This window comes from Burkholderia sp. 3C (assembly GCF_054589155.1).
In genome coordinates, this window is record NZ_BAAILN010000071.1 from 19,908 (window position 1) to 42,864 (window position 22,957).

General features: G+C 69.7%; 22 protein-coding genes. 15 read left to right on the forward strand and 7 right to left on the reverse strand.

Annotated features, from left to right (window positions below; genetic code table 11):
• The first annotated feature begins 100 nt into the window (after window positions 1–100).
• The 11 genes from fliD to ACYP33_RS12990 all read left to right on the forward strand — a co-directional run bounded on the left by fliD (window position 101) and on the right by ACYP33_RS12990 (window position 11,553).
• Complete coding sequence (fliD, locus tag ACYP33_RS12940; protein WP_414450573.1) at window positions 101–1,657, forward strand: flagellar filament capping protein FliD; 1,557 nt, start codon at window positions 101–103, stop codon at window positions 1,655–1,657.
• Window positions 1,658–1,685: 28 nt separating this feature from the next.
• A complete protein-coding gene (locus ACYP33_RS12945) occupies window positions 1,686–1,988 on the forward strand; it encodes a flagellar protein FliT (RefSeq protein WP_414443588.1) in 303 nt (100 codons plus the stop codon).
• Between the two features lie 257 nt (window positions 1,989–2,245).
• Window positions 2,246–4,615, forward strand: a complete 2,370-nt coding sequence (locus tag ACYP33_RS12950) for an O-linked N-acetylglucosamine transferase, SPINDLY family protein (RefSeq protein ID WP_459622127.1) — start codon at window positions 2,246–2,248, stop codon at window positions 4,613–4,615.
• Complete coding sequence (locus tag ACYP33_RS12955; RefSeq protein WP_414450576.1) at window positions 4,612–5,772, forward strand: DegT/DnrJ/EryC1/StrS family aminotransferase; 1,161 nt, start codon at window positions 4,612–4,614, stop codon at window positions 5,770–5,772. The genes ACYP33_RS12950 and ACYP33_RS12955 overlap by 4 nt, the downstream gene beginning before the upstream one ends.
• Entirely contained in the window at window positions 5,769–6,800 is a 1,032-nt protein-coding gene (locus tag ACYP33_RS12960) for a ketoacyl-ACP synthase III (protein ID WP_459622129.1), read from the forward strand. The genes ACYP33_RS12955 and ACYP33_RS12960 overlap by 4 nt, the downstream gene beginning before the upstream one ends.
• Window positions 6,801–6,811: 11 nt before the next feature.
• Window positions 6,812–7,033, forward strand: coding sequence for an acyl carrier protein (locus tag ACYP33_RS12965; protein ID WP_414443584.1), 222 nt, complete (start codon window positions 6,812–6,814; stop codon window positions 7,031–7,033).
• 2 nt (window positions 7,034–7,035) lie between these two features.
• Complete coding sequence (locus ACYP33_RS12970) at window positions 7,036–8,097, forward strand: ketoacyl-ACP synthase III (RefSeq protein WP_459622131.1); 1,062 nt, start codon at window positions 7,036–7,038, stop codon at window positions 8,095–8,097.
• On the forward strand, window positions 8,094–8,858 hold the full coding sequence (locus tag ACYP33_RS12975; protein WP_459622133.1) for an SDR family NAD(P)-dependent oxidoreductase: 765 nt from the start codon (window positions 8,094–8,096) through the stop codon (window positions 8,856–8,858). Before ACYP33_RS12970 ends, ACYP33_RS12975 begins: the two co-directional genes overlap by 4 nt.
• A 10-nt stretch (window positions 8,859–8,868) precedes the next feature.
• A complete protein-coding gene (locus tag ACYP33_RS12980; protein ID WP_459622135.1) occupies window positions 8,869–9,558 on the forward strand; it encodes an acetyltransferase in 690 nt (229 codons plus the stop codon).
• 1 nt (window position 9,559) lies between these two features.
• Window positions 9,560–10,624, forward strand: a complete 1,065-nt coding sequence (locus ACYP33_RS12985) for an aromatic ring-hydroxylating oxygenase subunit alpha (RefSeq protein WP_459622137.1) — start codon at window positions 9,560–9,562, stop codon at window positions 10,622–10,624.
• Window positions 10,625–10,929: 305 nt separating this feature from the next.
• Window positions 10,930–11,553, forward strand: coding sequence for a LysE family translocator (locus tag ACYP33_RS12990; protein ID WP_414450582.1), 624 nt, complete (start codon window positions 10,930–10,932; stop codon window positions 11,551–11,553).
• Window positions 11,554–12,001: 448 nt separating this feature from the next.
• Here ACYP33_RS12990 and ACYP33_RS12995 read toward each other — a convergent pair whose 3' ends face one another.
• Window positions 12,002–13,780 carry an acid phosphatase gene (locus ACYP33_RS12995; protein ID WP_459622140.1) on the reverse strand — a complete coding sequence of 593 codons (1,779 nt, stop codon included), beginning with the start codon at window positions 13,778–13,780 and terminating at the stop codon, window positions 12,002–12,004.
• A 219-nt stretch (window positions 13,781–13,999) separates the two neighbouring features.
• On the opposite strand from ACYP33_RS12995, the gene ACYP33_RS13000 reads away from it, so the two are divergent.
• Complete coding sequence (locus ACYP33_RS13000) at window positions 14,000–15,436, forward strand: class I SAM-dependent methyltransferase (protein ID WP_459622141.1); 1,437 nt, start codon at window positions 14,000–14,002, stop codon at window positions 15,434–15,436.
• A 16-nt stretch (window positions 15,437–15,452) separates the two neighbouring features.
• On the forward strand, window positions 15,453–15,593 hold the full coding sequence (locus ACYP33_RS13005) for a hypothetical protein (RefSeq protein ID WP_459622142.1): 141 nt from the start codon (window positions 15,453–15,455) through the stop codon (window positions 15,591–15,593).
• 49 nt (window positions 15,594–15,642) lie between these two features.
• Here ACYP33_RS13005 and ACYP33_RS13010 read toward each other — a convergent pair whose 3' ends face one another.
• Entirely contained in the window at window positions 15,643–16,383 is a 741-nt protein-coding gene (locus ACYP33_RS13010; protein ID WP_459622144.1) for a hypothetical protein, read from the reverse strand.
• A 75-nt stretch (window positions 16,384–16,458) separates the two neighbouring features.
• Between ACYP33_RS13010 and ACYP33_RS13015 the strand changes: the two genes are divergently transcribed.
• Window positions 16,459–16,800 carry a hypothetical protein gene (locus ACYP33_RS13015; RefSeq protein ID WP_459622145.1) on the forward strand — a complete coding sequence of 114 codons (342 nt, stop codon included), beginning with the start codon at window positions 16,459–16,461 and terminating at the stop codon, window positions 16,798–16,800.
• Here the strand turns inward: ACYP33_RS13015 and ACYP33_RS13020 are convergent.
• Together ACYP33_RS13020 and ACYP33_RS13025 are read right to left on the reverse strand one after the other, a co-directional pair.
• Complete coding sequence (locus tag ACYP33_RS13020) at window positions 16,737–17,150, reverse strand: type II secretion system protein (protein ID WP_414450586.1); 414 nt, start codon at window positions 17,148–17,150, stop codon at window positions 16,737–16,739. The genes ACYP33_RS13015 and ACYP33_RS13020 overlap by 64 nt on opposite strands.
• Before the next feature lie 5 nt (window positions 17,151–17,155).
• A complete protein-coding gene (locus tag ACYP33_RS13025; RefSeq protein WP_459622147.1) occupies window positions 17,156–17,644 on the reverse strand; it encodes a prepilin-type N-terminal cleavage/methylation domain-containing protein in 489 nt (162 codons plus the stop codon).
• Between ACYP33_RS13025 and ACYP33_RS13030 the strand changes: the two genes are divergently transcribed.
• Window positions 17,643–18,251, forward strand: coding sequence for a hypothetical protein (locus ACYP33_RS13030; RefSeq protein ID WP_459622149.1), 609 nt, complete (start codon window positions 17,643–17,645; stop codon window positions 18,249–18,251). The genes ACYP33_RS13025 and ACYP33_RS13030 overlap by 2 nt on opposite strands.
• Here ACYP33_RS13030 and ACYP33_RS13035 read toward each other — a convergent pair.
• Genes ACYP33_RS13035 through ACYP33_RS13045 form a run of 3 tightly spaced genes read right to left on the reverse strand, consistent with a single transcriptional unit; the run spans window position 18,199 to window position 22,680 of the window.
• Window positions 18,199–20,739 (reverse strand): secretin N-terminal domain-containing protein, encoded by a 2,541-nt coding sequence (locus ACYP33_RS13035; protein ID WP_459622151.1) that lies wholly within the window; start codon window positions 20,737–20,739, stop codon window positions 18,199–18,201. The genes ACYP33_RS13030 and ACYP33_RS13035 overlap by 53 nt on opposite strands.
• 25 nt (window positions 20,740–20,764) lie before the next feature.
• On the reverse strand, window positions 20,765–21,304 hold the full coding sequence (locus ACYP33_RS13040) for a hypothetical protein (RefSeq protein ID WP_459622153.1): 540 nt from the start codon (window positions 21,302–21,304) through the stop codon (window positions 20,765–20,767).
• Entirely contained in the window at window positions 21,301–22,680 is a 1,380-nt protein-coding gene (locus ACYP33_RS13045) for a hypothetical protein (RefSeq protein ID WP_459622155.1), read from the reverse strand. Before ACYP33_RS13045 ends, ACYP33_RS13040 begins: the two co-directional genes overlap by 4 nt.
• Window positions 22,681–22,957 lie beyond the last annotated feature (277 nt).

The window sequence follows — 22,957 nt, forward strand, 5'->3', positions numbered from 1 at the left end:
GCTGCCGCGCGTTTTTTGCTTTTGAAGTCTTCCGTTTTCCCCCGGTTTCCCGCAGTATCCGCACGGTCAAACCGACTTGTCAGCGCCACGGAGCTCCGCGATGTCCACGATTTCGTCCACGTCATCCACGTCCAACAACGCGATCAGCAGCAGTTCCGCGTTGCAGCAAGCCGCACAGTCGATCATCAACGGCACGACGGGCAATGCCAACCTCGACGTCAATTCGCTCGTGACCGCGCTGGTCAACTCCAAGACCGCCGGCCAAACGGCGATCCTGTCGACCGCTGTCCTCACCGACAACAACAAGGCCGCTGCGTACACCAGCCTGCAGACTGCGCTGCAGAACCTGCAAAGCTCGCTTTCCACGCTGACCGACGGCTCGTTCGCGCAAACCTTCACCGCGACCACCACGGGCGGCACGGGCCTGACCGCGACCACCGCCTCCGGCGCCGTGGCCGCCTCCTATGGCGTGACCGTCAACCAGATCGCGCAATCGCAATCGCTGACCTCGCCGGCCTTCGATTCCACCGCCGCGCTCGGCACCGGCTCGATGACGCTGACGGTCAACGGCAAATCGTCGACGATCTCGCTCGATTCCACCAACAACACGCTGTCGGGCATCGCCTCCGCGATCAACAACGCGAGCGACAACCCCGGCGTGACGGCCAGCATCGTGACCGGCAGCGACGGCGCCCACCTGGTGCTGCGCTCGAACAACAGCGGCGCGGCCAACACCATCTCGGTGGCCGTCAACGCCACCACCGACAACGGCCTGTCGAACCTGGCGGTCAGCTCGACGCCGAACACCACGGGCGGCCAGTCGACGATCACCACCGGCACCACCACGGCGACCAAATGGACGCAATCGTCGGGCGCGCAGGACGCCTCGGTCACGGTCAACGGCGTGACCAATCTGAGCCCGACCAACGCCGTCACCAACGTGATCAACGGCGTCACGCTGAATCTCACGCAAGCCGCCGTGACCAACCCGGCGACCACGCAAACGCTGACGATCGCGGCCGATACGACCAAGCAGGCCTCGGCGGTCACGACGTTCGTCAGCAACTACAACACGCTGGTGCAGGCGATCGCCACGGTCGGCTCGTTCGACAACACCAACCCGACCGCCCCCGTCACCGGCCCGCTGTTCGGCGATTCGACGCTGAACACGATCAGCACCCAGATGCAGTCGATCCTCGGCAGCGCCGTCAACAGCAACGGCGTGGGTGCGACGCTGCAACAGCTCGGCATCACGGTGGCCGACGGCACCACCGCGGGGCAGCCGGCCGGCACGCTGATCGTCGACCAGACGGCCCTGACCAACGCGCTGACCAACAATCCCACCGCGGCCTCGACGCTGTTCAACAGCACCAACGGCCTCGGCGAGCAGATCAACGCGGCGATCACGTCGTACACGGACCCCAAAAGCGGCATTCTGACCCTCAGCGCCAATGCGGTGCAGACCGACCTGAAGAGCCTGACGGCGCAGCAGACCACGCTGTCGGCCTACGCGGCGACGCTGACCACGCAGTACAACGCGCAGTTCACGCAGTTGAACACCGTGCTGGCCAACATGAACCAGCAGCAGAACTACCTGACCGCGCTGTTCGGCGGCACCAACAGCGCCGGCGCGCTGGCGACCAACAAGTCGTCCTGAGCCACGCCCGCCTCCTGGAGAACCGGACATGGACCAGCACATCCTCGTCTCGCAACTGCTGTCGATGACGCACGAGATCGACCGCGCGGTGCGGCTTGCCGACTGGGAAGGCGCCGAGCGCCTGATCGGCGCGCGCGCGCCCTACCTGCAATCGCTCGACGCGGCCCAAACGCCGGAAGATCTGCTGATGATCCGCGAAATCCAGGCGCTCGACGCCGGCATCACGGCCGAAACGGCGCGCGCCAGCGAGGAACTGCAACACGAATACCGGACCGCCTCGGAACGCCTGAACGCGGCCAAACAGTACAACCAGGCCGCACTGCGCTTCTGAGCGGCCTGCCCGAATAACAATTCGCGCGCACGAGCGCGCGCTCGTTCAACTCACGGCCCGCCTTGCGCGGGCCGTTTTTTCTGTGCGGCCGCCGACGCCCCACGCATCCCGCCCCCTCGGTCTTCGTTCCCGCCCCGTTTCCCCGTCCGCATTCACATCGATGAAATTGACGCCCGTTTACCGGTCAGTTCCACGCTTCGCCGGGCCGGGGCCAGCCGGATAATTCTCACCATTCGCTTCTTCCGTCCGGTTTTCCCATGTCCGATACGATGTCCGCCGGCCTCTCGCCTGAACAGCAACAGCAGTTCGACGCGGACATCGCGTTCGTGCTCAAGAACGCAATCGCCCATCATCATCGCGGCGAGCTCGCCGACGCGCAGGCGCTTTACGAGGCGATCCTCGGCGCGAAGCCCGATCAGGTCGACGCCAACTACAACCTCGCCGTGCTGAAAGTGCAGAGCGGTGACGCCCACGGCGCGCTGCCGCACTTCGAGGCAGCGCTCGGCATCGATCCGAACAACGGCCAGCACTGGGTCAGCTATGTCAACGCGCTGATCGAGGCGGGCCAGGTCTCGGCGGCCTGGACGGCGCTCGGCATGTGCCAGCAGCGCGGCTTCAAGGGGCCGGCGGTCGATGGGTTGATCCAGCGCCTGGCGCTGTCGGCGGAGGGCAAGGCGGCCACGGTGTTCACGGCCGCCGCGAACGCAGCCAGCGCCGCGCCGGCCCGCGTGGCCGCAGCCCCGGCGCCCGCGCCGGCCGCGGAAACGCGCGGTGTGGTGCGCCATCCGAGCGCTCAGGACACGAGCCGCTTCAACGCGCTCTACAACAAGAAACGCTATGGCGAAGCCATCAAGCTCGCGCACACGCTGACGCAACGCTACCCGTCGAGCAGCGTGGCCTGGCGTTCGCTGTGCAACGCGATGCACAAGGACGGCCAATACCTGGAAGCGACCGAACCGCTCATCCGCGCCACCACGCTCGATCCGAGCGACGTCGCGATGGGCCTGCTGCTCGCCGACGTGTTTCGCCTCGGCAACCGCCTTGCCGATTCGGAACGCGAGATCCGCCGCGTGCTCGCGCTCGATCCGGACAACGCCGAAATGTGGCGCGTGCTGAATGCGACGCTGACGGCCGCGGGCCGGACCGTCGAGGCGATCGAGGCGGGCCGCCGCTCGGTCGAGCTGGCGCCGAATTCGGTGCAGATGCATGGCTCGCTGGCCGTCGCGCTCAGCGAACTGGGCGCCACCACCGAAGCCGAGGCCAGCTTCGGCCGCGCACACGAACTGTCGCCGCGCGACGCCGCGATGCACAGCAACCTGTTGTTCTGCCGCACCCACCACCCGGGCCTCGACGCCGCCACGCTGTTCGACGAACACCGCCAGTTCGCGAAGATCCACGAAGCGCCGTACCTTGCGCGCTGGCCGCGCCACGCCAACAAGCGCGAACCGGAGCGCAAGCTGCGCGTGGGCATCGTCTCGGGCGACATGTTCAACCACGCGGTGGCCTCGTACGCGCTGCCGATCCTCGAGACGCTGAAGGACGACCCGACGTTCTCGCTGCACGTCTATCACAACCACACGCTCGAGGATCAGATCACGGTGCGGCTGCGCGCCTGCGTGCAGCACTGGACGACGGTGGCCGGCTTCACCGACGACCGCCTGGTCGAGCGCATCCGCGCCGACCGGATCGACATCCTGCTCGACCTGTCGAGCCACACCGGCCGCAACCGGCTGCCGGTGTTCGCGCGCAAGCCGGCGCCGGTGCAGATCACCTGGATCGGCTACCCGGGCACCACCGGCCTGGAGGCGATGGATTACTACCTGGCCGACCGCCATGCGATCCCGTTCGGCGAGATGGAACGCCAGTTCACCGAAAAGATCATCCACATGCCGGCCAACAGCGCGTTCAAGCCGGCCGACAACGCGCCGCCGGTCAACCTGCTGCCGGCGCTGCACAACGGGCATGTGACGTTCGCCAGCTTCAACCGCCTGAACAAGCTGCGCCGCGACGTGATCGCGGTGTGGGCGCGCGTGCTGCACGCGGTGCCCGGCTCGCGGATGCGGATCGGCGCGATCCCGCAGGACGGCGGCACCGCGATGCTGCTCGACTGGTTCACGGCCGAAGGCATCGCGCACGACCGGCTCGACCTGCAGCCGCGCGCACCGATCGCCGTGTACCTGCAACAGCACCACCACGTCGACCTCTGCCTCGACACGTTCCCGTACACCGGCTCGACCACCGCGCTCAACGCGCTCTGGATGGGCGTGCCGACCGTGACGATCCGCGGCGCCACGCTCGCGGGCAGCGCCGGCGCGGTGTGGATGTCGTCGGTCGGCCTCGAACAGTTCGTGGCGCGCGACGCCGACGATTTCGTGGCCAAGGCGGTGGCCTTCGCGAACGACCCGCAAGAGTTGGCCGCCCTGCGCGGCAGCATGCGCGCGCGTTGCCGCAACATGACCAGCTTCCAGCCCGCGCGCGTCGCGCAGGGCGTGGCCGATGCGATGCGCATGGCCTGGCGGCGCTGGTGCGCCGACCAGCCGGCCGCGCCGTTCACGGTGCCCGAGCGCACCGCCGAGCCCGCCGTCGCTGCCGAGGAATCCGCCGCTCTCACCGGAGATGCACGATGAACGCCCTGCCGCTGCGCGCCGTCGAATCGGTTGTCGAACCGGTTGCCGACGAGCGCATCTATGTCACGCAGCCGCACCTGCCGCCGCTGGCCGAGTTCCTGCCGTATCTGGAACAGATCTGGGACAGCAAGGTGCTCACCAACGCCGGCCCGTTCCACCAGAAACTCGAGAAGGCGCTCTGCGAATACCTCGGCGTCAAGCATCTGGCGCTGTTCACCAACGGCACGCTGGCGCTGGTCACGGCCTTGCAGGCGCTGCGCATCACGGGCGAGGTGATCACCACCCCGTATTCGTTCGTCGCCACCGCGCATTCGCTGTTGTGGAACGGCATCAAGCCGGTGTTCGTCGACATCGATCCGCACACGCTGAACCTCGATCCGAAGAAGATCGAGGCGGCCATCACGCCGCAGACGGCCGCCATCATGCCGGTGCACTGCTACGGCCGGCCGTGCGACGTGGACGCAATCCGCCGCATCGCCGACAACTACAACCTGAAGGTGATCTACGACGCCGCGCACGCGTTCGGCGTGCAGATGCACGACAGCAGCGTGCTGGAGCACGGCGACCTGTCGATCCTGAGCTTCCACGCCACCAAGGTGTTCAACACCTTCGAGGGCGGCGCGATCATCTGCCCGGACGCGAAGACCAAGCAGCACATCGATCACCTGAAGAACTTCGGCTTCGTCGACGAGGTGACGGTGGTGGCGCCGGGCATCAACGCCAAGATGAGCGAGATCAACGCCGCGTTCGGGCTGCTGCAACTGGAACACGTCGATGCCGCGCTCGCACGGCGCGCCGAGATCGACGCGCGCTATCGCGAGCTGCTGGCCGAGGTGCCCGGCATCCGCTGCGTGCCGACGGTGGATGCGAAGGTGGTCAATCACTCGTACTTCCCGATCCTGGTGGACGACGACTACCCGCTCGCACGCGACGCGCTCTATCAGCACCTGCGCGAGCACGAGATCTACAGCCGCCGCTACTTCTATCCGCTGATCTCGGATTTCCCGAACTATCGCGGGCTGCCGTCGGCGCATCCGGACAACCTGCCGGTCGCGCGCGACGTGTCGCGGCGCGTGCTGTGCCTGCCGATCTACCCGGCGCTCACCGATGCGAACATCGAGCGCGTGGTGTCGCTGATCGCCGGGGCCGGCCGATGAACCCACGCGCCGCGATCCTCGACATCGCGAGCCATCTTCCCGACGGCGTGCTCGGCAACGACACGCTCGCGGCGCTCTATCCCGAGTGGCCGGCCGAGAAGATCCTCGCGAAGACCGGGATTCGCGAGCGGCGCATCGCCGCGGACGGCGAAACCGCCTCCGACCTGGCGTTCGCGGCCGCGCAGCGGCTGTTCGCGAAGGGCACGGTGAGCGCGTCGCAAATCGATTTCGTGATCCTCTGCACGCAGGCGCCCGACTACATCCTGCCCGCCTCGGCCTGCATCCTGCAGCACCGGCTCGGCATCCCGACCCACGCCGGCGCGTTCGACGTGAACCTCGGCTGTTCGGGCTACGTGTACGGGCTGTCGCTGGCCAAGGGCCTGGTGGAAACCGGCGCGGCGCGCTGCGTGCTGCTGCTGACGGCCGATACCTATTCGAAATACCTGCACCCGCTCGACAAGAGCGTGCGCACGCTGTTCGGCGACGGCGCGACCGCCACCGCGATCGGCGCCGACGAGCACGCTGACGCCGCCAGCCCCGAGCCCATCGGCCCGTTCGTGTTCGGCACCGACGGGCGCGGCGCCGAGAACCTGATCGTGCGCGCGGGCCTGTTCCGCGAGCCGCGCAGCGCGGCGAGCGCCGTGGAGCGCGAGGATGCTTCCGGCAACGTGCGCACCGACGAGCACCTGTACATGAACGGCGCCGAGGTCATGGCGTTCTCGCTCGCCGAGGTGCCGCGCGCGGCCGACCGGCTGCTGGAGCGCGCCGGCCTCGCGCGCGACGAGATCGATTGCTTCGTGCTGCACCAGGCGAACCGGTTCATGCTCGAAGCGCTGCGCAAGAAGATGAAGATTCCCGAGGATCGCTTCCCGATCCTCGTCGAGCACACCGGCAACACGGTGTCGTCGACGCTGCCGCTCGCCCTCGAGCAATTGCGCGCCGACGGCAGGCTCGCGCGCGGCACGCGTGCGATGCTGCTCGGATTCGGCGTCGGCTACTCGTGGGCCGGCTGTCTGTTGAACTGTTAGCAGGAAACGCAATGAACGCATTCTACGAAGGACTCGCGGAAGTCTTTGAAATCGACACCGCCGAGGTGTCGCCCGCCCTGGTGCTCGCCGAACACAACTGGGATTCGCTCGCGATCGTCTCGACCATCGCGCTGGCCGACGATTGCTTCGGCGTGCTGTTGAGCGGTCAGGCGCTCGGCGAGTGCAAGACGGTCGCCGACATCGACGCGCTCGTCGCCGCGCAAAAGGGCTGAACTTGAACGCGCCGCTCGCCCCGATCGGCCGGGAACTGCGCGCAGGCGGCGTCCGCCTGGCCGGCGTGGTGTCGTGCCTGCCCGCGCAGGAAGTGCCGAACACGGTGTTCGTCGAGCGCTTCGGCGAGGCGGCGGTGCGCGACGTGGTCAAGATGATCGGCGTCGAAAGCCGCCGCCGCGCGGCCGAGCACCAGACCGCCGGCGACCTGTGCCGCGCGGCCGGCGCGCATCTGCTGCAGGGGCTGGGCTGGCGCGGCGAGGACGTCGACGCGGTGCTGTTCGTCTCGCAGACGCCCGACTACCGCCTGCCCGGCACCGCCTTCGTGCTGCAGGCCGCGCTGGGGCTGCCGGCCGCGTCCATCGCGCTCGACATCAACCTCGGCTGCTCGGCCTATCCGCAGGCGCTGTGGCTCGGCATGAACCTGATCCGCAGCGGCGCGGCGCGCCGCGTGCTGCTGGCGGTGGGCGACACCATCAGCAAGCTGGTCGATCCCGAGGACCGCGCCACCGCGCTGCTGTTCGGCGACGCGGGCACCGTCACGGCGCTCGAAGCCGACGACACCGCCCCCGACGCGCACTTCGTGATCGGCTCGGACGGCGGCGGCGTGCCGAACCTGATCGTGCCGGCCGGCGGCTGCCGCCCCGCGCCGGCCGACGACGCGCGCCTGGCGGGCCGCTCGCTCGCGCACCTGTACATGGACGGCGGCGAGATCTTCAATTTCACGCTCAAGCGAATTCCGCCGCTGGTGGCGCGCACGCTCGAACTCTCGGGCCACGGCGTGGACGGCCACGACGCCTTCCTGTTCCACCAGGCGAACCTGTTCATGCTGAAGCACCTCGCGAAGAAGGCCGGGCTGCCGGCCGATCGCGTGCCCCTCAACCTGAACGCCTACGGCAACACGAGCTGCGCCTCGATCCCGCTGCTGATGACCACCGACCTGCGCGAGGCGCTCGCCACGCGCGAGATGCGACTGGCGATGTTCGGCTTCGGCGTCGGCTACTCGTGGGCCTCGGCCTCGCTCGTGACGGGGCCGCTCGCCGTCGTCGACACCATCGAACTATGACTGCCTTCTCCGATCGCTGCCTGGCCGGCGGCACCTATCTGGTCACCGGCGCGTCGTCGGGCCTGGGCCGCGCCACGGCCGTCGCGATCGCCGCCGCGGGCGGCCGCGTGATCGCCGGCGGGCGCGACGCCGAACGGCTCGCCGCCACGCTCGCCGCCTTGGCCGGCGACGGCCACGCGGCCGACGCGCGCGCGCTCGACGACGCCGACGCCACCGCCGACTGGGTCGCGCAACTGGCCGAGCAGCACGGCGGCCTGACCGGCGTGTTCCACGCGGCCGGCACCGAACTGATCCGCCCGGCGCGCATGACGAAGCAGGCGCAGCTCGACGAGACCTTCGGCGGCAGCCTGTTCGCCGCGTTCGGCATCGCCCGCGCCGCCGCGAAGAAGGGCGTGCTGGCCGACGGCGGCTCGCTGGTGCTGATGTCGTCGGTGGCCGCCGCGACGGGTCAGGTCGGCATGACCGCCTATTCGGCCGCCAAGGCCGGCATCGAGGGCCTGGTGCGCTCGCTCGCCTGCGAGCTGGCGCCGCGCCGGATTCGCGTCAACGCGATCGCCGCGGGCGCGGTGCGCACCGCGATGCACGAGCGCCTCACGCGCGGCAGCCCCGACGAGGCCGTGGCCGCCTACGAGGCCAGCCACCTGCTCGGCTTCGGCGAACCGGACGACGTGGCGCAGGCCGCGCTGTTCCTGCTGTCGGCGGCGAGCCGCTGGATCACCGGCACCGCGCTCGCCGTCGACGGCGGCTACCGCGTGCGCTGAGGGCAAGCCGATGAATGCATCGCTCACCGCCGCGCAGGCCGCCCCGCTCGCCCTGGCCGCCGCACCGGACGCCACCCGCCTGATCGTCGCCGGCGGCGGCGCGTTCGCGCGCGAGCTGATCAACTGGGCCGACGATGTGGCCGACGCCGGGCTCGGCCCGCGCGTGGCCGGCTTTCTCGACGCCAGCGCCGATGCGCTGGCCAACTTCGGCTACGACCTGCCCTGGCTCGGCGACATCGACGCCTACCAGCCCGCCGACGGCGACGCCGTGCTGATCGGGATCGGCGATCCGCTGGGCAAGGCCAGCGTGGTCGCGCGGCTGGCCGCGCGCGGCGCGCGCTTCGCCTCGCTGCGCCATCCGAGCGCCGTGGTGGCGCGCCGCGCCACGCTCGGCATCGGCGTGGTGATCTGCCCGCACGCCGTGCTGTCGGCCGATTGCCGGGTGGGCGATTTCGCCGCCATCAACATCCTGTCGAGCGTCGGCCACGACGTCGTGCTCGGCGCCTACTCCACGCTCAGCGCGCACGTCGATCTGACCGGCCACGTGGTGGTGGGCGAGCGCGTGTTCTTCGGCTCGGGCGCGCGCGTGCTGCCGCGCGTGACGGTGGGCCACGACGCGCGGATCGGCGCGGGCGCGGTGGTGATGCGCAAGGTGCCCGACGGCGCGACCCTGTACGCGGCCCCGGCCAAGAAGCTCTGAGATGGATTTCGATCTCGAACTCGTCGCGCGGCACTGGCACCTGGTGGCGCATCGGCGCGAGCTGCCGGCCGACGGCGATTTCGTGCGCTTCGACTGTGCGGCCGGCGAAATCGTGGTGTTCAACGACGGCGGCGATTACGTCGCGTTCGACAACCGCTGCCCGCATCGCGGCGCGCGCATGTACCTCGACGACGGCGGCAACCAGCCGGCCAGTTGCGCCTATCACGGCTGGACCTATCGTCACGGGCAGTTGATCGTGCCCGAACGCGAGCGCTTCCGGCACTGCCAGGTCGAGCGCGCGCAACTGCGCCGCTACGCGCTCGACTGGTGCGGCGATTTCCTGTTCGTCGGAATTCGTCCGGCCACCGATCTGAGCACCCAGCTCGGCGAGTTCGAGGCGCTGGTGGCCGACATCTCGTTCAACATCGACCGCCGTGTGGACCTGAACCGCTACGATTTCCAGTGCTATTGGCCGCTGGCGGTGGAAAATGCGCTGGAGCCGTATCACATCGGCGCGGTGCATCCGGGCTCGCTCGGCACGCTCGCGCTCGAAGATGGCGAGAACCGCTACGACGGCGCGAATTCGGCCTGGTACGCGCCGCTCGGCGCCTCGCGCCAGCGCAACCAGCTCGCCAAGCTGCGCCGGCTGTTCGCGATCGATTTTCAGTACGAGGGCTACCTGAGCCTGTACCTGTTCCCGTTCACGATGATTTCGTCGACCTACGGCTACTCGTATTCGCTCCAGCACTTCCTGCCGCCCGGAGGCGACGCGAACGTCACGCGCTTCACGAGCCGGCTCTACGCGGTGCCCACCACGGGCGCGTCGGCCGATGCGATCGTCGAGCCGTTCCTCGCCTCCACGGCGCGGCTGAACCGCCAGGTGTTCGACGAGGATCATGCGATCTGCCAACGGATGCCGCGCGACGCGTGGCAGATGGCGCCGCTCACGTTCCCGGCCGATACCGAGGCGAAGATCGACCATTTCCGCGCGTCGTGCCGCGCGTTCGATGCGGCGCTGCGGCCTGGGGTGGCGGTGGCCGTGACGGCGGCGGCCTCGGCGGCCTGAAGGGTCGGGGCGGCCTGAAGGGTCGGGGCGGCCTGAAGGGTCGGGGCGGACTGCGTTCCGGGTGGCGCGATGGACGCGATGGCCGGTGTTTCGGCCGGCGTTTCGGGCTGCGCGATGGGGCCGGAAAGCGGACCGACTCTCGAGCCCGAAGCGCGGGCCGACGCGCGAGTCGAATCGCCTACCGGCCACCCGGTCGAATCGCGAACCGGCCGTCGAACCGAATCGCGCCGCCATCCTCGTCCCGCTTGACAGCCCTGCTCCCGCCGTGGATCACTGAGGCCTCCTCCCTTTCCCGGAACCTTCCGATGAGCCTCGAAACTTGGCTCGCGTTCGCCGGCGCGAGCATCCTGCTGTTGTTGATCCCCGGCCCGACCATCCTGCTCGTGATCGGCGATTCGCTGGCCAACCGCAACCGCTCGTCGTGGAGCACGGTGGCCGGCGTCGCGTCCGGCGACACCACCGCGATGGCCGTCTCGCTGGCCGGCGCGGGCGCGCTGCTGGCCGTCTCCGCCACCGCGTTCACGGTGCTGAAGCTGGCCGGCGGCGCGTATCTGATCTATCTCGGCGTGCGCTCGATCCTGCAGGCGCGCGCGGCCGGCCGCCAGAGCGTGCCGGTCGAACCGAAATCGGCCGGCCGCCGCTTCCTGGCCGCCTATGCGGTGACCGCGCTGAACCCGAAAAGCATCGTGTTCTTCGTCGCGTTCGTGCCGCAGTTCGTCTCGCCGCATCAGAGCTTCGCGTCGCAATGCGCGCTGCTGCTGCCGACCTTCGTCTGCCTCGCCGCGCTGAACGCCGCCTGCTATGCGCGGCTCGCGCGCTACGCGGCCTCGCGGCTCACCGGCGCGGATGCGCAGCGCCGTTTCGGTTACGGCGGCGGCGCGGTGCTGATCGGCGCGGGCGCGCTGACGTTGCGGCTGTCGCATCACTGAGCGAACGACGCGGCTTGCCGTGCGCCAAACGGCGCGGGCGCGCCGACGTTGGGACTGTCGCATCGCTGAACGAACGACGCGGCTTGCCGTGCGCCAGACGGCGCGGGCGCGCTGACGTTGCGACTGTCGCATCGCTGAACGAACGACGCGGCTTGCCGTGCGCCAGACGGCGCGGGCGCGCTGACGTTGCGACTGTCGCATCGCTGAACGAGCGGCGCGGCTTGCCGTGCGCCAGACGGCGCGGGCGCGCTGACGTTGCGGCTGTCGCATCGCTGAGCGAGCGGCGCGGCTTGCCGTGCGCCAGACGGCGCGGGCGCGCTGACGTTGCGGCTGTCGCATCACTGAGCGAGCGGCGCGGCTTGCCGTGCTTCAAACGACAACGGGCAGCCATCGCGGCTGCCCGTTGTCGTTGCAGCGCGCGTTTCAGCGCGGTGCCCTCACCGGCGCATCACGCCGCCGCGTCCCCGATCGTCAACGCATTGACCAGATCCCCCGGCGGCGTGGCCCCGCGCGCGGCGAACGCGCGGTCGCGGTGCGTCACGCCGTCGAGCGGCGCGAGGCCATGCACGCGGCTGATGAAACGCAGGATCGAATTGGTGTCGTAGAGCGTGTGATCGACATGGCCGCGCCGGGCGAACGGCGAAATCACCAGCGCCGGAATGCGCGAGCCCGGCCCCCAGCGGTCGCCCTGCGGCGGCGCGACCGGGTCCCACCAGCCGCCGTTCTCGTCGTGGGTCATCACGATCACGGTGTTGGCCCATTGCGGGCCGCGGCGGATGTGGTCGATGACGGTCGAGATATGCCGATCGCCCGACTCGACGTCGGCATAGCCCGCGTGCATGTTCAGGTTGCCCTGCGGCTTGTAGAACGTGACGGCCGGCAGCTTGCCGGCGTCGATATCGGCCAGCAGGCGGTTGGTGGACGGATCGTCGCCGAGGCCCGCATCGCGCAGATGGCGGCGGCGCGCCTCGGTGCCGGGCGCGTAGTTCACGAAATAGTTGAACGGCTGATGGTGATGCTGGAAGTCCGGCATCATGCCCGTGTCGCGATGGTCGATCGCGTATTGCCACGCGCCGCTGTACCAGGCCCAGTCGACACCCTTCTCCGACAGGCGATCGCCGATCGTCGCGTAGCGCTGCGGCGGCAGCACGCGCGGGTTCGACGGATCGGCATAGGCCGGATTGCCGTCTTCCGGCGGGCGCACGTTGCTCGGCTGATACGGCGGCGCCATCGTGTTGACGGCGTAGCCGTCGGGCGTGAACAGCCCGTCGTTGACGAACTTCGGCGGGCCGTCGAGCGCCGAGGCCGGCGAATCGCCGGCCACCTTCAGGCGCGTGCCGGCGGGATCGTCGCCCTCCACCACCGAGGCCAGATGCTTGGCCGGGCTGGTGGCGATGTCGGGATAGAACGGCGCCTGCGCCGAAATCAGGAACATGTGGTTCAGCCAGGAGCCGCCGAACGCCGCCATGAAGAAGTTGTCGCACAGCGTGTAGTCGCGCGCGAGCTGCCAGAGCTTCAGCGTGTCGGCCGAATTGCGGTAATGCCCCATCACCAGGCCGCCCGAATCGGCCCAGGCCGCGAACTGGTCGTTCCTGCCCGCGTTGATCTGCATCTGGTTCTGATAGAAGCGGTGCCAGAGGTCGCGCGTGATCACGCCGTTCGGCAGCGGCTTGCCGTGCGCGTCGGGAATCCGGAACGGCGCGTTCTTCAGGCCCTGAATATCGCGCTCGGCGATCATGTAGCGCGTGCCGTTCACCTCCTGCGCCTGCGGCACCAGCCCGCCCCAGATCGCGGGCAGCGTGGACATCGGGGTCTTGCCGTCGCGGTCGAGCTGGGTGGCGCGCGCCGCCGCGACCGACGACAGCGGCGTCTCGACGCCGGGGAAATCGCCGTACAGGTTCGCGAAGCTGCGGTTCTCGGCGTAGATCACCACGATGTGGCGCACCTGCTCGCGCAGCGCGCTGTCCACGCGCAGTTCGGCCTCGGTGCGCGGCACGGGCGCGGCGGCGGCGCTGTCCTGCGAACGCGTGGTGCAGCCGGCCAGCGCGAGGCTCGCGCCGAACGCGGCGATCCCGCCGAGCGCGCGGCGGCGGTCGGGATCGGGCGTGCCGGCAGGGCGGTGGGCCGAGTTGGCCGAGTTCGCGGCGGCGCTGGCTTCGCGGCCACCGTCATCGGCAGCGGCGGGGTCGGCCGGCTTGCGGCCGGGGTTCGTTTTCGGATCGGTCACGTCGTCATCCTCCTCGTCGGATTCGGGGCGGGGACGGCTTCGCCCTACGCATCGTCTGCCCGCCGACATGCGGCATCATGACACGGCACAGCCCGGCGATCGTAATGCCGGACGGCCGTCGCGTCGGCAACGGCGTGACGAATTCGGCGCGCGGCCTGCGTGGTAAGCTCGCGCGGCCAGCCGCCGCCGCGGCCCTTCCGCGCCGTGTCGACGAGACTCATGCACGCATCCGATCCCTATTCCGGCTACGTCAGCGACATCACGTTTCCTGACCGTTTTCACCGCGAGCTGTCGCCCGCCTGGCTCAATTACGCGAGCGTGCCGGGCGGCTTTCGCCCGGTCCCGCTGGACCGCCCGTTCCGCTACCTCGATCTCGGCTGCGGCTTCGCCTACGCCAGCACGATCCACGCCGCCGCGTTCCCGCACGCCGAATTCCACGTCTGCGACATCAATCCGGCCCATATCGCGATGGCGCGCCACCGCGCCGAGCGGCTCGGGGTCGGCAACCTGGTGTTCCACGAGGCGAGCTTCGCGGCGCTGCTCGATGCGGGGCTGCCGTCGTTCGACTTCATCGCGATGCACGGCGTGTACAGCTGGGTCGATGCCGACGTGCGCGAGACGGTGCGGCAACTGGTGGCGCGGCATCTGTCGGAGAACGGGCGCGTGTATCTGAGCTACAACTGCCAGCCCGGCTGGGCCGCCGAGGCGCCGCTGCGCAAGCTGATGCTGGAACTCGCGCAGGCCGCCGAAGGCAACACCGCCGCGCGCACCGGCCGCGCCGTGGCCGACCTGCAGCGGCTCGGCCAGCCCGCGCTGCGCTACTTCCGCGACAACCCGTCGGCCGCCGAGGCGCTGGCCGCGCTCGCGAACGATCCGCACGATTACCTCGCGCACGAATTCCTGAACCGAAGCTGGCAGGTGCACTACTCGGTCGACGTGGCCGACGAGTTCGCGGCGGCGGGCCTGGCGTACGCGGGCAGCGCGACGCTCGCCGACAACTACCCGATGCTGCTGATGGACCGCCCGGCCGCCGACGCGATCGGCGCGCTGCCGAATGCGCGGCTGCGCCATCTGGCCGAGGATTTCGCGGTCAACCGGCGCTTCCGGCGCGACGTGTTCGTGCGCGGCGCGCGCACCGCGCAGGCGCCCGGCGACGCGCTGCGGCAACTCGATGCGTTGCCGGTGGGCTGCGTCGGCGATCCGGCGCGGATCGAGGCGCGCGTGACGATTCCGCGCGGGGCGCTGAGTTTTCAGCCCGATTTCGTCGAGGACCTGCGGGCGTTGATGGCGCACGGCGCGATGCCGATCGGAGAGATCGTCGCGCGGCTCGGCGGCGGGGCCACGCGAAATGCGGGCGAGTTGCGGCAGAACCTGCTGTTCATGGTGGCGGGCGGCGCGTTGACGCCGTTCGCGCAGGCTGGTGGAGCCGACCACGCGGGTGCGCGGCGCGCGGCGAGCCCGGTGGTGACCGAGGCGCTGGCGTCGGCCTCGGCATGGCGCGACGGCGAGACGCCGGTGTTCGTACCGAGCGCGGCGCTGGGCAGCGGGGTGGCGGTGGGCGTCGATGAGGCGAAGCAGGCGCGGGCCTGGCTGGCCGGAGAAGCGGTGGCGCGACCGGATCGGTTGGCGCGGTTGGGGGTGGTGAGCGGCGGGTGAAGAACGCGAGACGCCGGTGTTCGTGCCGAGCGCGGCGCTGGGCAGCGGGGTGGCGGTGGGCGTCGATGAGGCGAAGCAGGCGCGGGCCTGGCTGGCCGGAGAAGCGGTGGCGCGGCCGGATCGGTTGGCGCGGTTGGGGGTGGTGAGCGGCGGGTGAAGAACGAGTGATCGGCGGCTGAAGAGGTGAGTGAGCGGCGTTTGAGCGATCAGCGGCCGACCGAACCGTCGCCGGACGAAAATCCGCCATTCGCAGAGCCGCTTTCTCCGGACATGCTGCTGCCGTTGGAAAAACCGCCGTTGCTCGAAAATCCGCTGCCGCCAGAAAATCCGCCGTTGCTTGAAAAGCCGCTGCCGCCCGAAAATCCGCCGTTGCTTGAAAACCCGCTGCCGCTCGAAAAGCCACCGTTGCTTGAGAACCCGCTGCCGCTCGAAAAGCCACCGTTGCTCGAAAATCCGCTGCCGCTAGAAAAACCACCGTTGTTGGAAAAGCCGCTGCCGCCAGAAAAGCCGCCGTTGCTCGAAAACCCGCCGCCGCCAGAAAAACCGCCGTCGTTCGAGAACCCGCCGCCGCCCGAAAATCCACTGCCGTTCGAGAACCCGCCACCGCCCGCAAATCCCGCACCGTTGGCGATACCGCCATCGTCGTCGCCGAACGGATCGTCCGCGTCCTTCCCCACCAGGCTCGACGCAGGCTGCCCATTCACCGTCACGCCTCCACCAACCGGCACCGGCACGGCCCCGCCTCCCGGCCCCACCGCCCCGCCCAGCGTGCCGGCCGGCAGGTTCGCCCGCTCCGGCGAATTCGCGACGAACACCCACCGCGTATAGCGGCGCTGATTCTCGAAGCCGGCGAACTCCTTCGGAAACTGCTTGATCTGGATCGGCCGCGCGCGCGACGCACTATGGATGCCGACGATGCCCTGTCCGTCCGGCGAGCGGATCAGCACCCAGTCGGCCTTGCCCGTCAGCGGATCGGCGTAGATGCGACGCAGGTGCCGCGTGGGGTTCGGAAAGCGCGGGTCGTGCAGCAGATCCTCCAGCGTGCTCGGCGCGCGTGGCAGGCCGGCCGGCGTGCTGTCGGCGTAACTGAGCAGCGCGCGCTGGAACGCGTCGCCGACATCGAGCAGCGCGCGTTCGGCCATGCGCCGCTGATACAGCGCGCCGATCTGGATCGTGGCGGCGGCCGCCACGGCGATGATCGCGATGCCGATCAGCAACGCGATAAACGCAAAGCCGCGCTGCCCGGCGCGTGGAACGCGGCGGCGAATGCGGGCGAGTGCGCGGCGGCGTCCGGTCGCCGTCATAACGAATCGAACGGCCGCCCGTCCTGCGTGGCGCCCTGTGCGCCGCTCTTGAGGTCGTAGACCTTGCCGGGGAACTGCTCCTCGGGCGCGATGATCTGCCACGTGGTCGCGCTGTCGGCCACCGGATCGAACGGCAGCGCGCGCAGGTAGTGCTTGTCGACGAGTTCCTGCAGCGAATCCGGGTAGCGCCCCGCGTCGCCGTAGAACGCATCGATCGCGTCGCGCGTCGCGTGCAGGTTCTCGGCGAGGATCTTCTCCTTCGACGAATCGATCGAATGGAAATACTGCGGCAGCGCGATCGTCAGCATCAGCGCGATGATCGACAGCACCAGCAGCAGCTCGATCAGCGTGAAGCCGCGGCCGAGAGGGCGGCGCGGCGCACCCGCGCGGCCGATCGGAGGAAGTGTCATCGCCGTCACCAATTGCGGTAGGGAATGCCGTTCAGGCCGACGCCCCGGGACAGCGAATAGACGTCGTAGACGTCGTCGCCTTCCTGCGGATCGTCGGGTTCGCTCGAATAGGCGCGCTTGCCCCAGGTGTCGGCGGCGTCGAGCGCGGCGTCGCGGTTCATCGGATCGCGCGGCAGGCGGCGCAGGAAATAGAGCTTGCGGCCCTTGAGGTCGGTCTGGTCCTTCACGCCCTCGACCAGCACCGACAGCTTCGCCGGATAGCCCGAGCTGCCGCTCTCGACGGGAATCCGGCCGTCCTTGCCGGCCGTCTTGTAGGCGTCGAGCGCGGTGCGGATCTGATGCAGCGCGTCGCGCAGTTCCTGCTCGCGCTCGCGCTGGCGCATCACCTGCGCGACGGGCACGGTCATGCTGGCCAGCACGCCGAGGATGGCCAGCGTGACGAGCAACTCGATCAGCGTGAAGCCGGCGGCCCGGCGCGTGGTGGACGGGCGCATGGCGGCGCACTCGCCGTGCGCGCGCCGCGCCGTCGCGAACCAGCGGGACATGCGCGGTGGCTGCGAAAGCTGCGCCGGCAACGGCAACGGCAACTGCGACTGCGACTGCGACTGCGACTGCGATGAAGGATGCGCCTGCGATGGGGCCTGCCGCTGCGACGAAGGCCGCGACTGCGATGACGCTTGCGACTGCGACGAAAACCGCGCCTGCGATGAAGCCTGCCACTGCGACGAAAGCCGCGCCTGCAACGAAGCCTGCCGCTGCGACGAAAGCCGCGCCTGCGACGAAGCCTGCCGCTGCGACGAAAGCCGCGCCTGTGACGAAGCCTGCCGCTGCGACGAAAGCCGCGCCTGCGACGAAGCCTGCCACTGCGACGAAAACCGCGCCTGCAACGAAGCCTGCCGCTGCGACGAAAGCCGCGCCTGCGACAAAGCCTGCCGCTGCGACGAAAACCGCGACCGCAACGAAGGCAGAACCTGCGCCAAAGGCCACACCTGCGCCAAAACCAGCCGCCGCAGCCAAGACCCGACCAACCGCAAAGTCAGCGCCCCCATCATGGCCTCGGATCGATGCCGAGCGTATAAGCCGACGGCGTGGCCAGCGTGATCGGCCCGCCGGTCAGGCCCACGAACGCGCCGGGCTGGACCTTGATCGAGGTCTGCGAGACCGGTGCGAGCGCCTTGAACGTCAGCACCGCGTAGGTGCCGGTCGAGGCCGCGCCCAAGCCGCCCTGCACGGCGTCCGACAACTGCACCTGGCCCGTGCCCACGCGGCTGGAGAAGGTGGTCGGCGTGCCGCCCTGCTTCATGAAATCGCCCTCGCTGACGCCGACGAACTGCAGCTTGGTGGCGTCGAAGCCCACCGTCGTCGACGCGCTCGCCACCGGCTGATCGGCCGACAGCGTCAGCGATACGGTGACCGAATCGCCGGTCTTGACGAGCGGCGGCCCGTCCACCGTCATCTGCGCAGTGCCGACCGTCGGCCCGACGCCCGGCGCGGCCAGCCCGTCGCCCCCCAGCGTGCCCGTGCCATAGCCGCCGCCGTAGCCGCTGCTGCCCGCGCTCGCGCCGTAGGCACTGCCCGCTCCGTTCGCACCGGCCGATGCCCCGGTGTTGCCCGCACCGCCCGCGCCGAAGCGCGAAGCCGCGGCACCTGCCGCCGCGCCGCCCGAACTGACCGCCGGCTGCGCCAGCCCGTTCGACTGGATCATGCTGCGCAGATTCGTTTCGGTGCCCGACGTGAAATACGCCAGGTCGGCATCGGGGCGACGAATGTTGCGGATCAGGTGCGGCGTGATCGCCAGCACGATCTCGGTGTTCTTGGCCTGATCGTCGGTCGCGCCGAACAGCCGCCCGAGGATCGGCAACTGGCCGAGGCCGGGCACCTTGTTGCCCGAGGTGCGCTCCTCGTTGTCGATCAGGCCGGCGAGCACGTCGGTCTCGCCGTTCTTCAGTTGCAGCACGGTGCTGGCGGTGCGCGTGCCGATCTGGAACGCGGACGTGCCGGTGCTGCTCTGGATCGAGTTGCCGAGGCTGCTGACCTCCAGCGCGAGCTTGATGCCGACGGTGTCGTCGAGATAGACGGTCGGCTCGACGTTCAGCGTCAGGCCGATGTCGAGATAGTTGACCGACGACGACAGGAAGCCGGTGGAAGTCGCCGTCGACGTGAAGTTCGGCACGCGCTCGCCGATCAGGATCTTGGCTTTCTCGTGGTTGCGCACGCGAATGCGCGGGTTGGTCAGCAGCTTGACGGTGGAATCCTGCACGTTCGCGTTGGCGGTCGCCTGCAGCGACGACAGGCCGAGCGTGCGCACCGTCTGGTGCAGCAGGTCGTTCATGGTCAGCGCCGGCGAATTGACGCCGGAACCGCTGCCCACCACGCTGCTGCCGATGCCGAACGGGTTCAGCGCGGTGGTGGTCGTGGTGGTCTGCCCCGTGACCGGCGCGATCACGCTGCCGAGCGGCAGCGGCGTGACGTTCACCGAGCCGGGCCACGCCACGCCGAGGTTCAGCTCGTTGTTGTGCTGCACTTCGAGCACCTCCACTTCGAGCATCACTTCCGGCTCGGGCACGTCCTCCAGCGACACCAGCCGTTCGGCCATGCGGATCGCGTCGGGCGTGTCGCGCACGATCACCATGTTGAGCTTCTCGTCGGCCACCACGTCGTGGATCTTCAGGATCGTCTTCAGCGTGTTGGCGATGGTCTTCGCCTCGGTGTTCGACAGGAAGAACGTGCGGACCGCCAGCTCCTGGTAATCCTTGATCTTGGCCGCCGTGTTCGGATAGATCAGCACGGTGTTCTCGTCGAGCACCTGCTGCGCGAGGCCGTTGGTGGCCAGCACGTAGCGCACGGTCGCGTCGATCGTGCTGTTCTTCAGGAAGATCGTGGTGCGCTGGTCGGTCTTCACGTCGCGGTCGAACAGGAAGTTCATGCCCGAGCTGTGCGAGATCACGTCGAAGATCTGCTTGAGCGGCGCATCGCGGAAGTCGATCTGGATCGGCTTGCGATAGGCCGCCGCAAGCGCGGCCTCGACGCGCGCCGAGCCGGTTTCGCCGGCCAGCCGGCGTTGCAGGTCGAGCGCACGCGGGTTGGTGGGCGCCTCGGTCAGCACCGCATCGAGCAGGCGGCGCGCGTCGTCGGGCTGGTGGCGCAGGAACAGCGCCTCGGCGCGGCTCAACGCGATGTTGAGGCGCGCGTCGGCGTCGAGCCGCGCGATGCCGTCCGCCGCGCGCTCGTTGCCGGCGTTCAGCGCCAGCGCGTGCTGGTACGACTTGCGCGCGTCCTCGCGAGAGCCGGCCGCCGCGAGCCGGTCGCCGGCCACCACCAGATCGTCGACGGCCTTCTCGCGCTCGGCCAGCCAGGTCTTGCGGTATTCGGCGTCCTCGGGCTCGGCCTTGGACGCTTCGTTGTACTTGGCGATGCCGGCGTCCACCTTGCCGGACGCGGTCAGCTTCTGACCGTCGTGAAAGGCCTGCTGGGCGGCACACGCACCGAGCAGGACCGACAGCGCGACCACCAGCGCGGCGCGCCGCAGCGCGATCGCGACGGCGTGCGGCGCGCGCGGGCGGATTCGATTCGAAGAAAGCTTGCGCAACGGTTCGTTCCTCATGGCGCGCGGATCAGTCGGCACTGCCGATATCCATCGTCTGAACTAGTTTCTGGGGCAGATAGACAAGCGTCATGGTGGGCGGCGTGATCGAATCGATCTTGTAGGCGCCGTCGATGACCATCTGGTCGTGCACGATCAGCGTGTCGTCGCCGCGCGCGAGATACACCTCCCAATGTCCGGCCGATTTCTGTTTGCCGAGATACGCGAACGGCATCGCGGGCGTGTTCGGCAGCGGCGGGATATCGGCCTGCGCCGGTGCGGCCGAGGGCAGCGGCGGCGCCAGCATCACGGTGCCGAACAGCGCGTGCGCGCCGGCATCGCCGCGCACGGTGCGCGGACGGATCGCGGCGATCTCGACGGCGCCCGGCGCGCGCGGGTCGGCGGCGCGCGCGGTGGCCGGCGCGGTGTCGGACGCACCGCCGGGCCGCGCCGCGTGCGGGGCGGCTTCGACCAGGCCGTCGTCGGCATCGTGGTGCGTGAACACCAGCACCACCGCGCACGCGACGAACAGCACGGCCATCGCGATGTGCTTCGGTTGCGGCTTTTTCATGGGGTGCCTCCGGGAGGGGAGGCGGTGGCATCGGCGGGATCGGGGGCCGAAGCGGCGGCGGCGGCGAGCGCGGCCGGCGTGACCACCGCGCCGCTCGCAAAGGTGCGCGTGGACCCGCCGGATTGGGCATGCAGATCGATAACGTGCACGGCGTTCGCGGATGACGATGATGCTGGCGATGTGGACGATGCGGGTATCGGCGCGAACGGGCGAACCACGCCGGACGATGCGGGCGTCGGCGCGAACGGGCGAGCCGGGCCGGACGATGCGGGCGTCGGCGCGAACCGGCGGACAACGGCGGCTTGCGCGGCGAGGTTCGCCATGCGGGCGGAGCCGCCCAAGGCGGGATGGGGGGCTGCCGGTTCGGTCGACGCAACCACCGAGCGGGCGAGCGCGGCCGGTGCCGATGCGGGCAGGTACGTTGCCTCGCGCCTGGCCGTAGCGGCCGGTGGTGGCACCGCCACCGGCATCGCGACGCCAGCCGCACCGGGCGCGTTCGCCGCATTGGCGGTGCGGGCTTCGGGCTTTGCAGTCGAATACGTATCCGGCGACGGGAGCTTTGCCTCGTGCGTTGCGTTGGCGCGTGCGACCGGCGATGCGACTTCTGCTTCGCGCGTGGCGGCCGAACGTGCAGCCGGGGACACCGGCTTTGGCTCGCGCGTTTCGACGGCACGCGCCACCGGTGACGAGGTCTTGCCTTCATGCGTTTCAGCCGCACGCGTAACCGGCGACGACATCCTGCCTTCATGCGTTTCAGCCGCACGCGCAACTGGCGACGGCATCTTGCCTTCATGCGCCTCGACAGCACCCGCAACCGGCAACGATGTCTTCCCTTCATGCGCCCCACCCGCACGCACCTCCGGCGACTGCGCTTTTGCTTCGCGAGGTTCGGCAGCACGCGCCTCCGGCGCAACCGCTCCCTTCGTCTGCGCCGAACGCGTCTCCACCGGCCGAATCACCGCCAGCCCCGGCAACGTCACCGGCCCCTTCGCCAACGCGGCATCCGCTCCACGCGGTTGCGCGTTGACCGACACGACCGTCGCCGGATGCCCCACTGCCCCCACTGCCGCATCCGACACCGGCAACGGCACGAAGCCGTCGCCCGAGGCCAGCACACGCCCGGTCGTATCGACAGCCGACGCCCCGGAAACCGCCGAAACCGCCGAAACCGCCGAAGCCCCCGCAACCGCCGAAGCACCGTCAGCCGCCGAAGCCCCCGCCTCGATCGCCGCCTCCTCCGACGCGCTCAACGGCGCGATCGCCACCGGCCGCAAGAACGCCGTGAAGCGCAGATTGGCCTCCACGCCGGCATCCTCGGCCGAGCTGCGCTTGAAGCGCATGTCGTCGAGCGCGGCGTACGGCACGGCCGCCAGCACCGTCTCGCCGAACCGCCGCAGCCGCGCGTAATCGCCCTTCACCGGCAACACGACGGTGTAGGTATCGAAGCGGCCGAACCCATCGTACCCCGGCTTGTATTCGGCCTTGTCGAGCGTCACGCCGGCCGCAGCAGCAGCCTCGAACAGATGCTGGACGATCTCGCCGGTATGCGTCGAATCGCCGAGCCCACGATAGAAACCGGCCAGCCGGTCGGCCGCCAGCGCCGCAGGCGGAATCGCGGGTTTGGGCGGCGGCGCGGCGGCGAGCCGCGCCGCC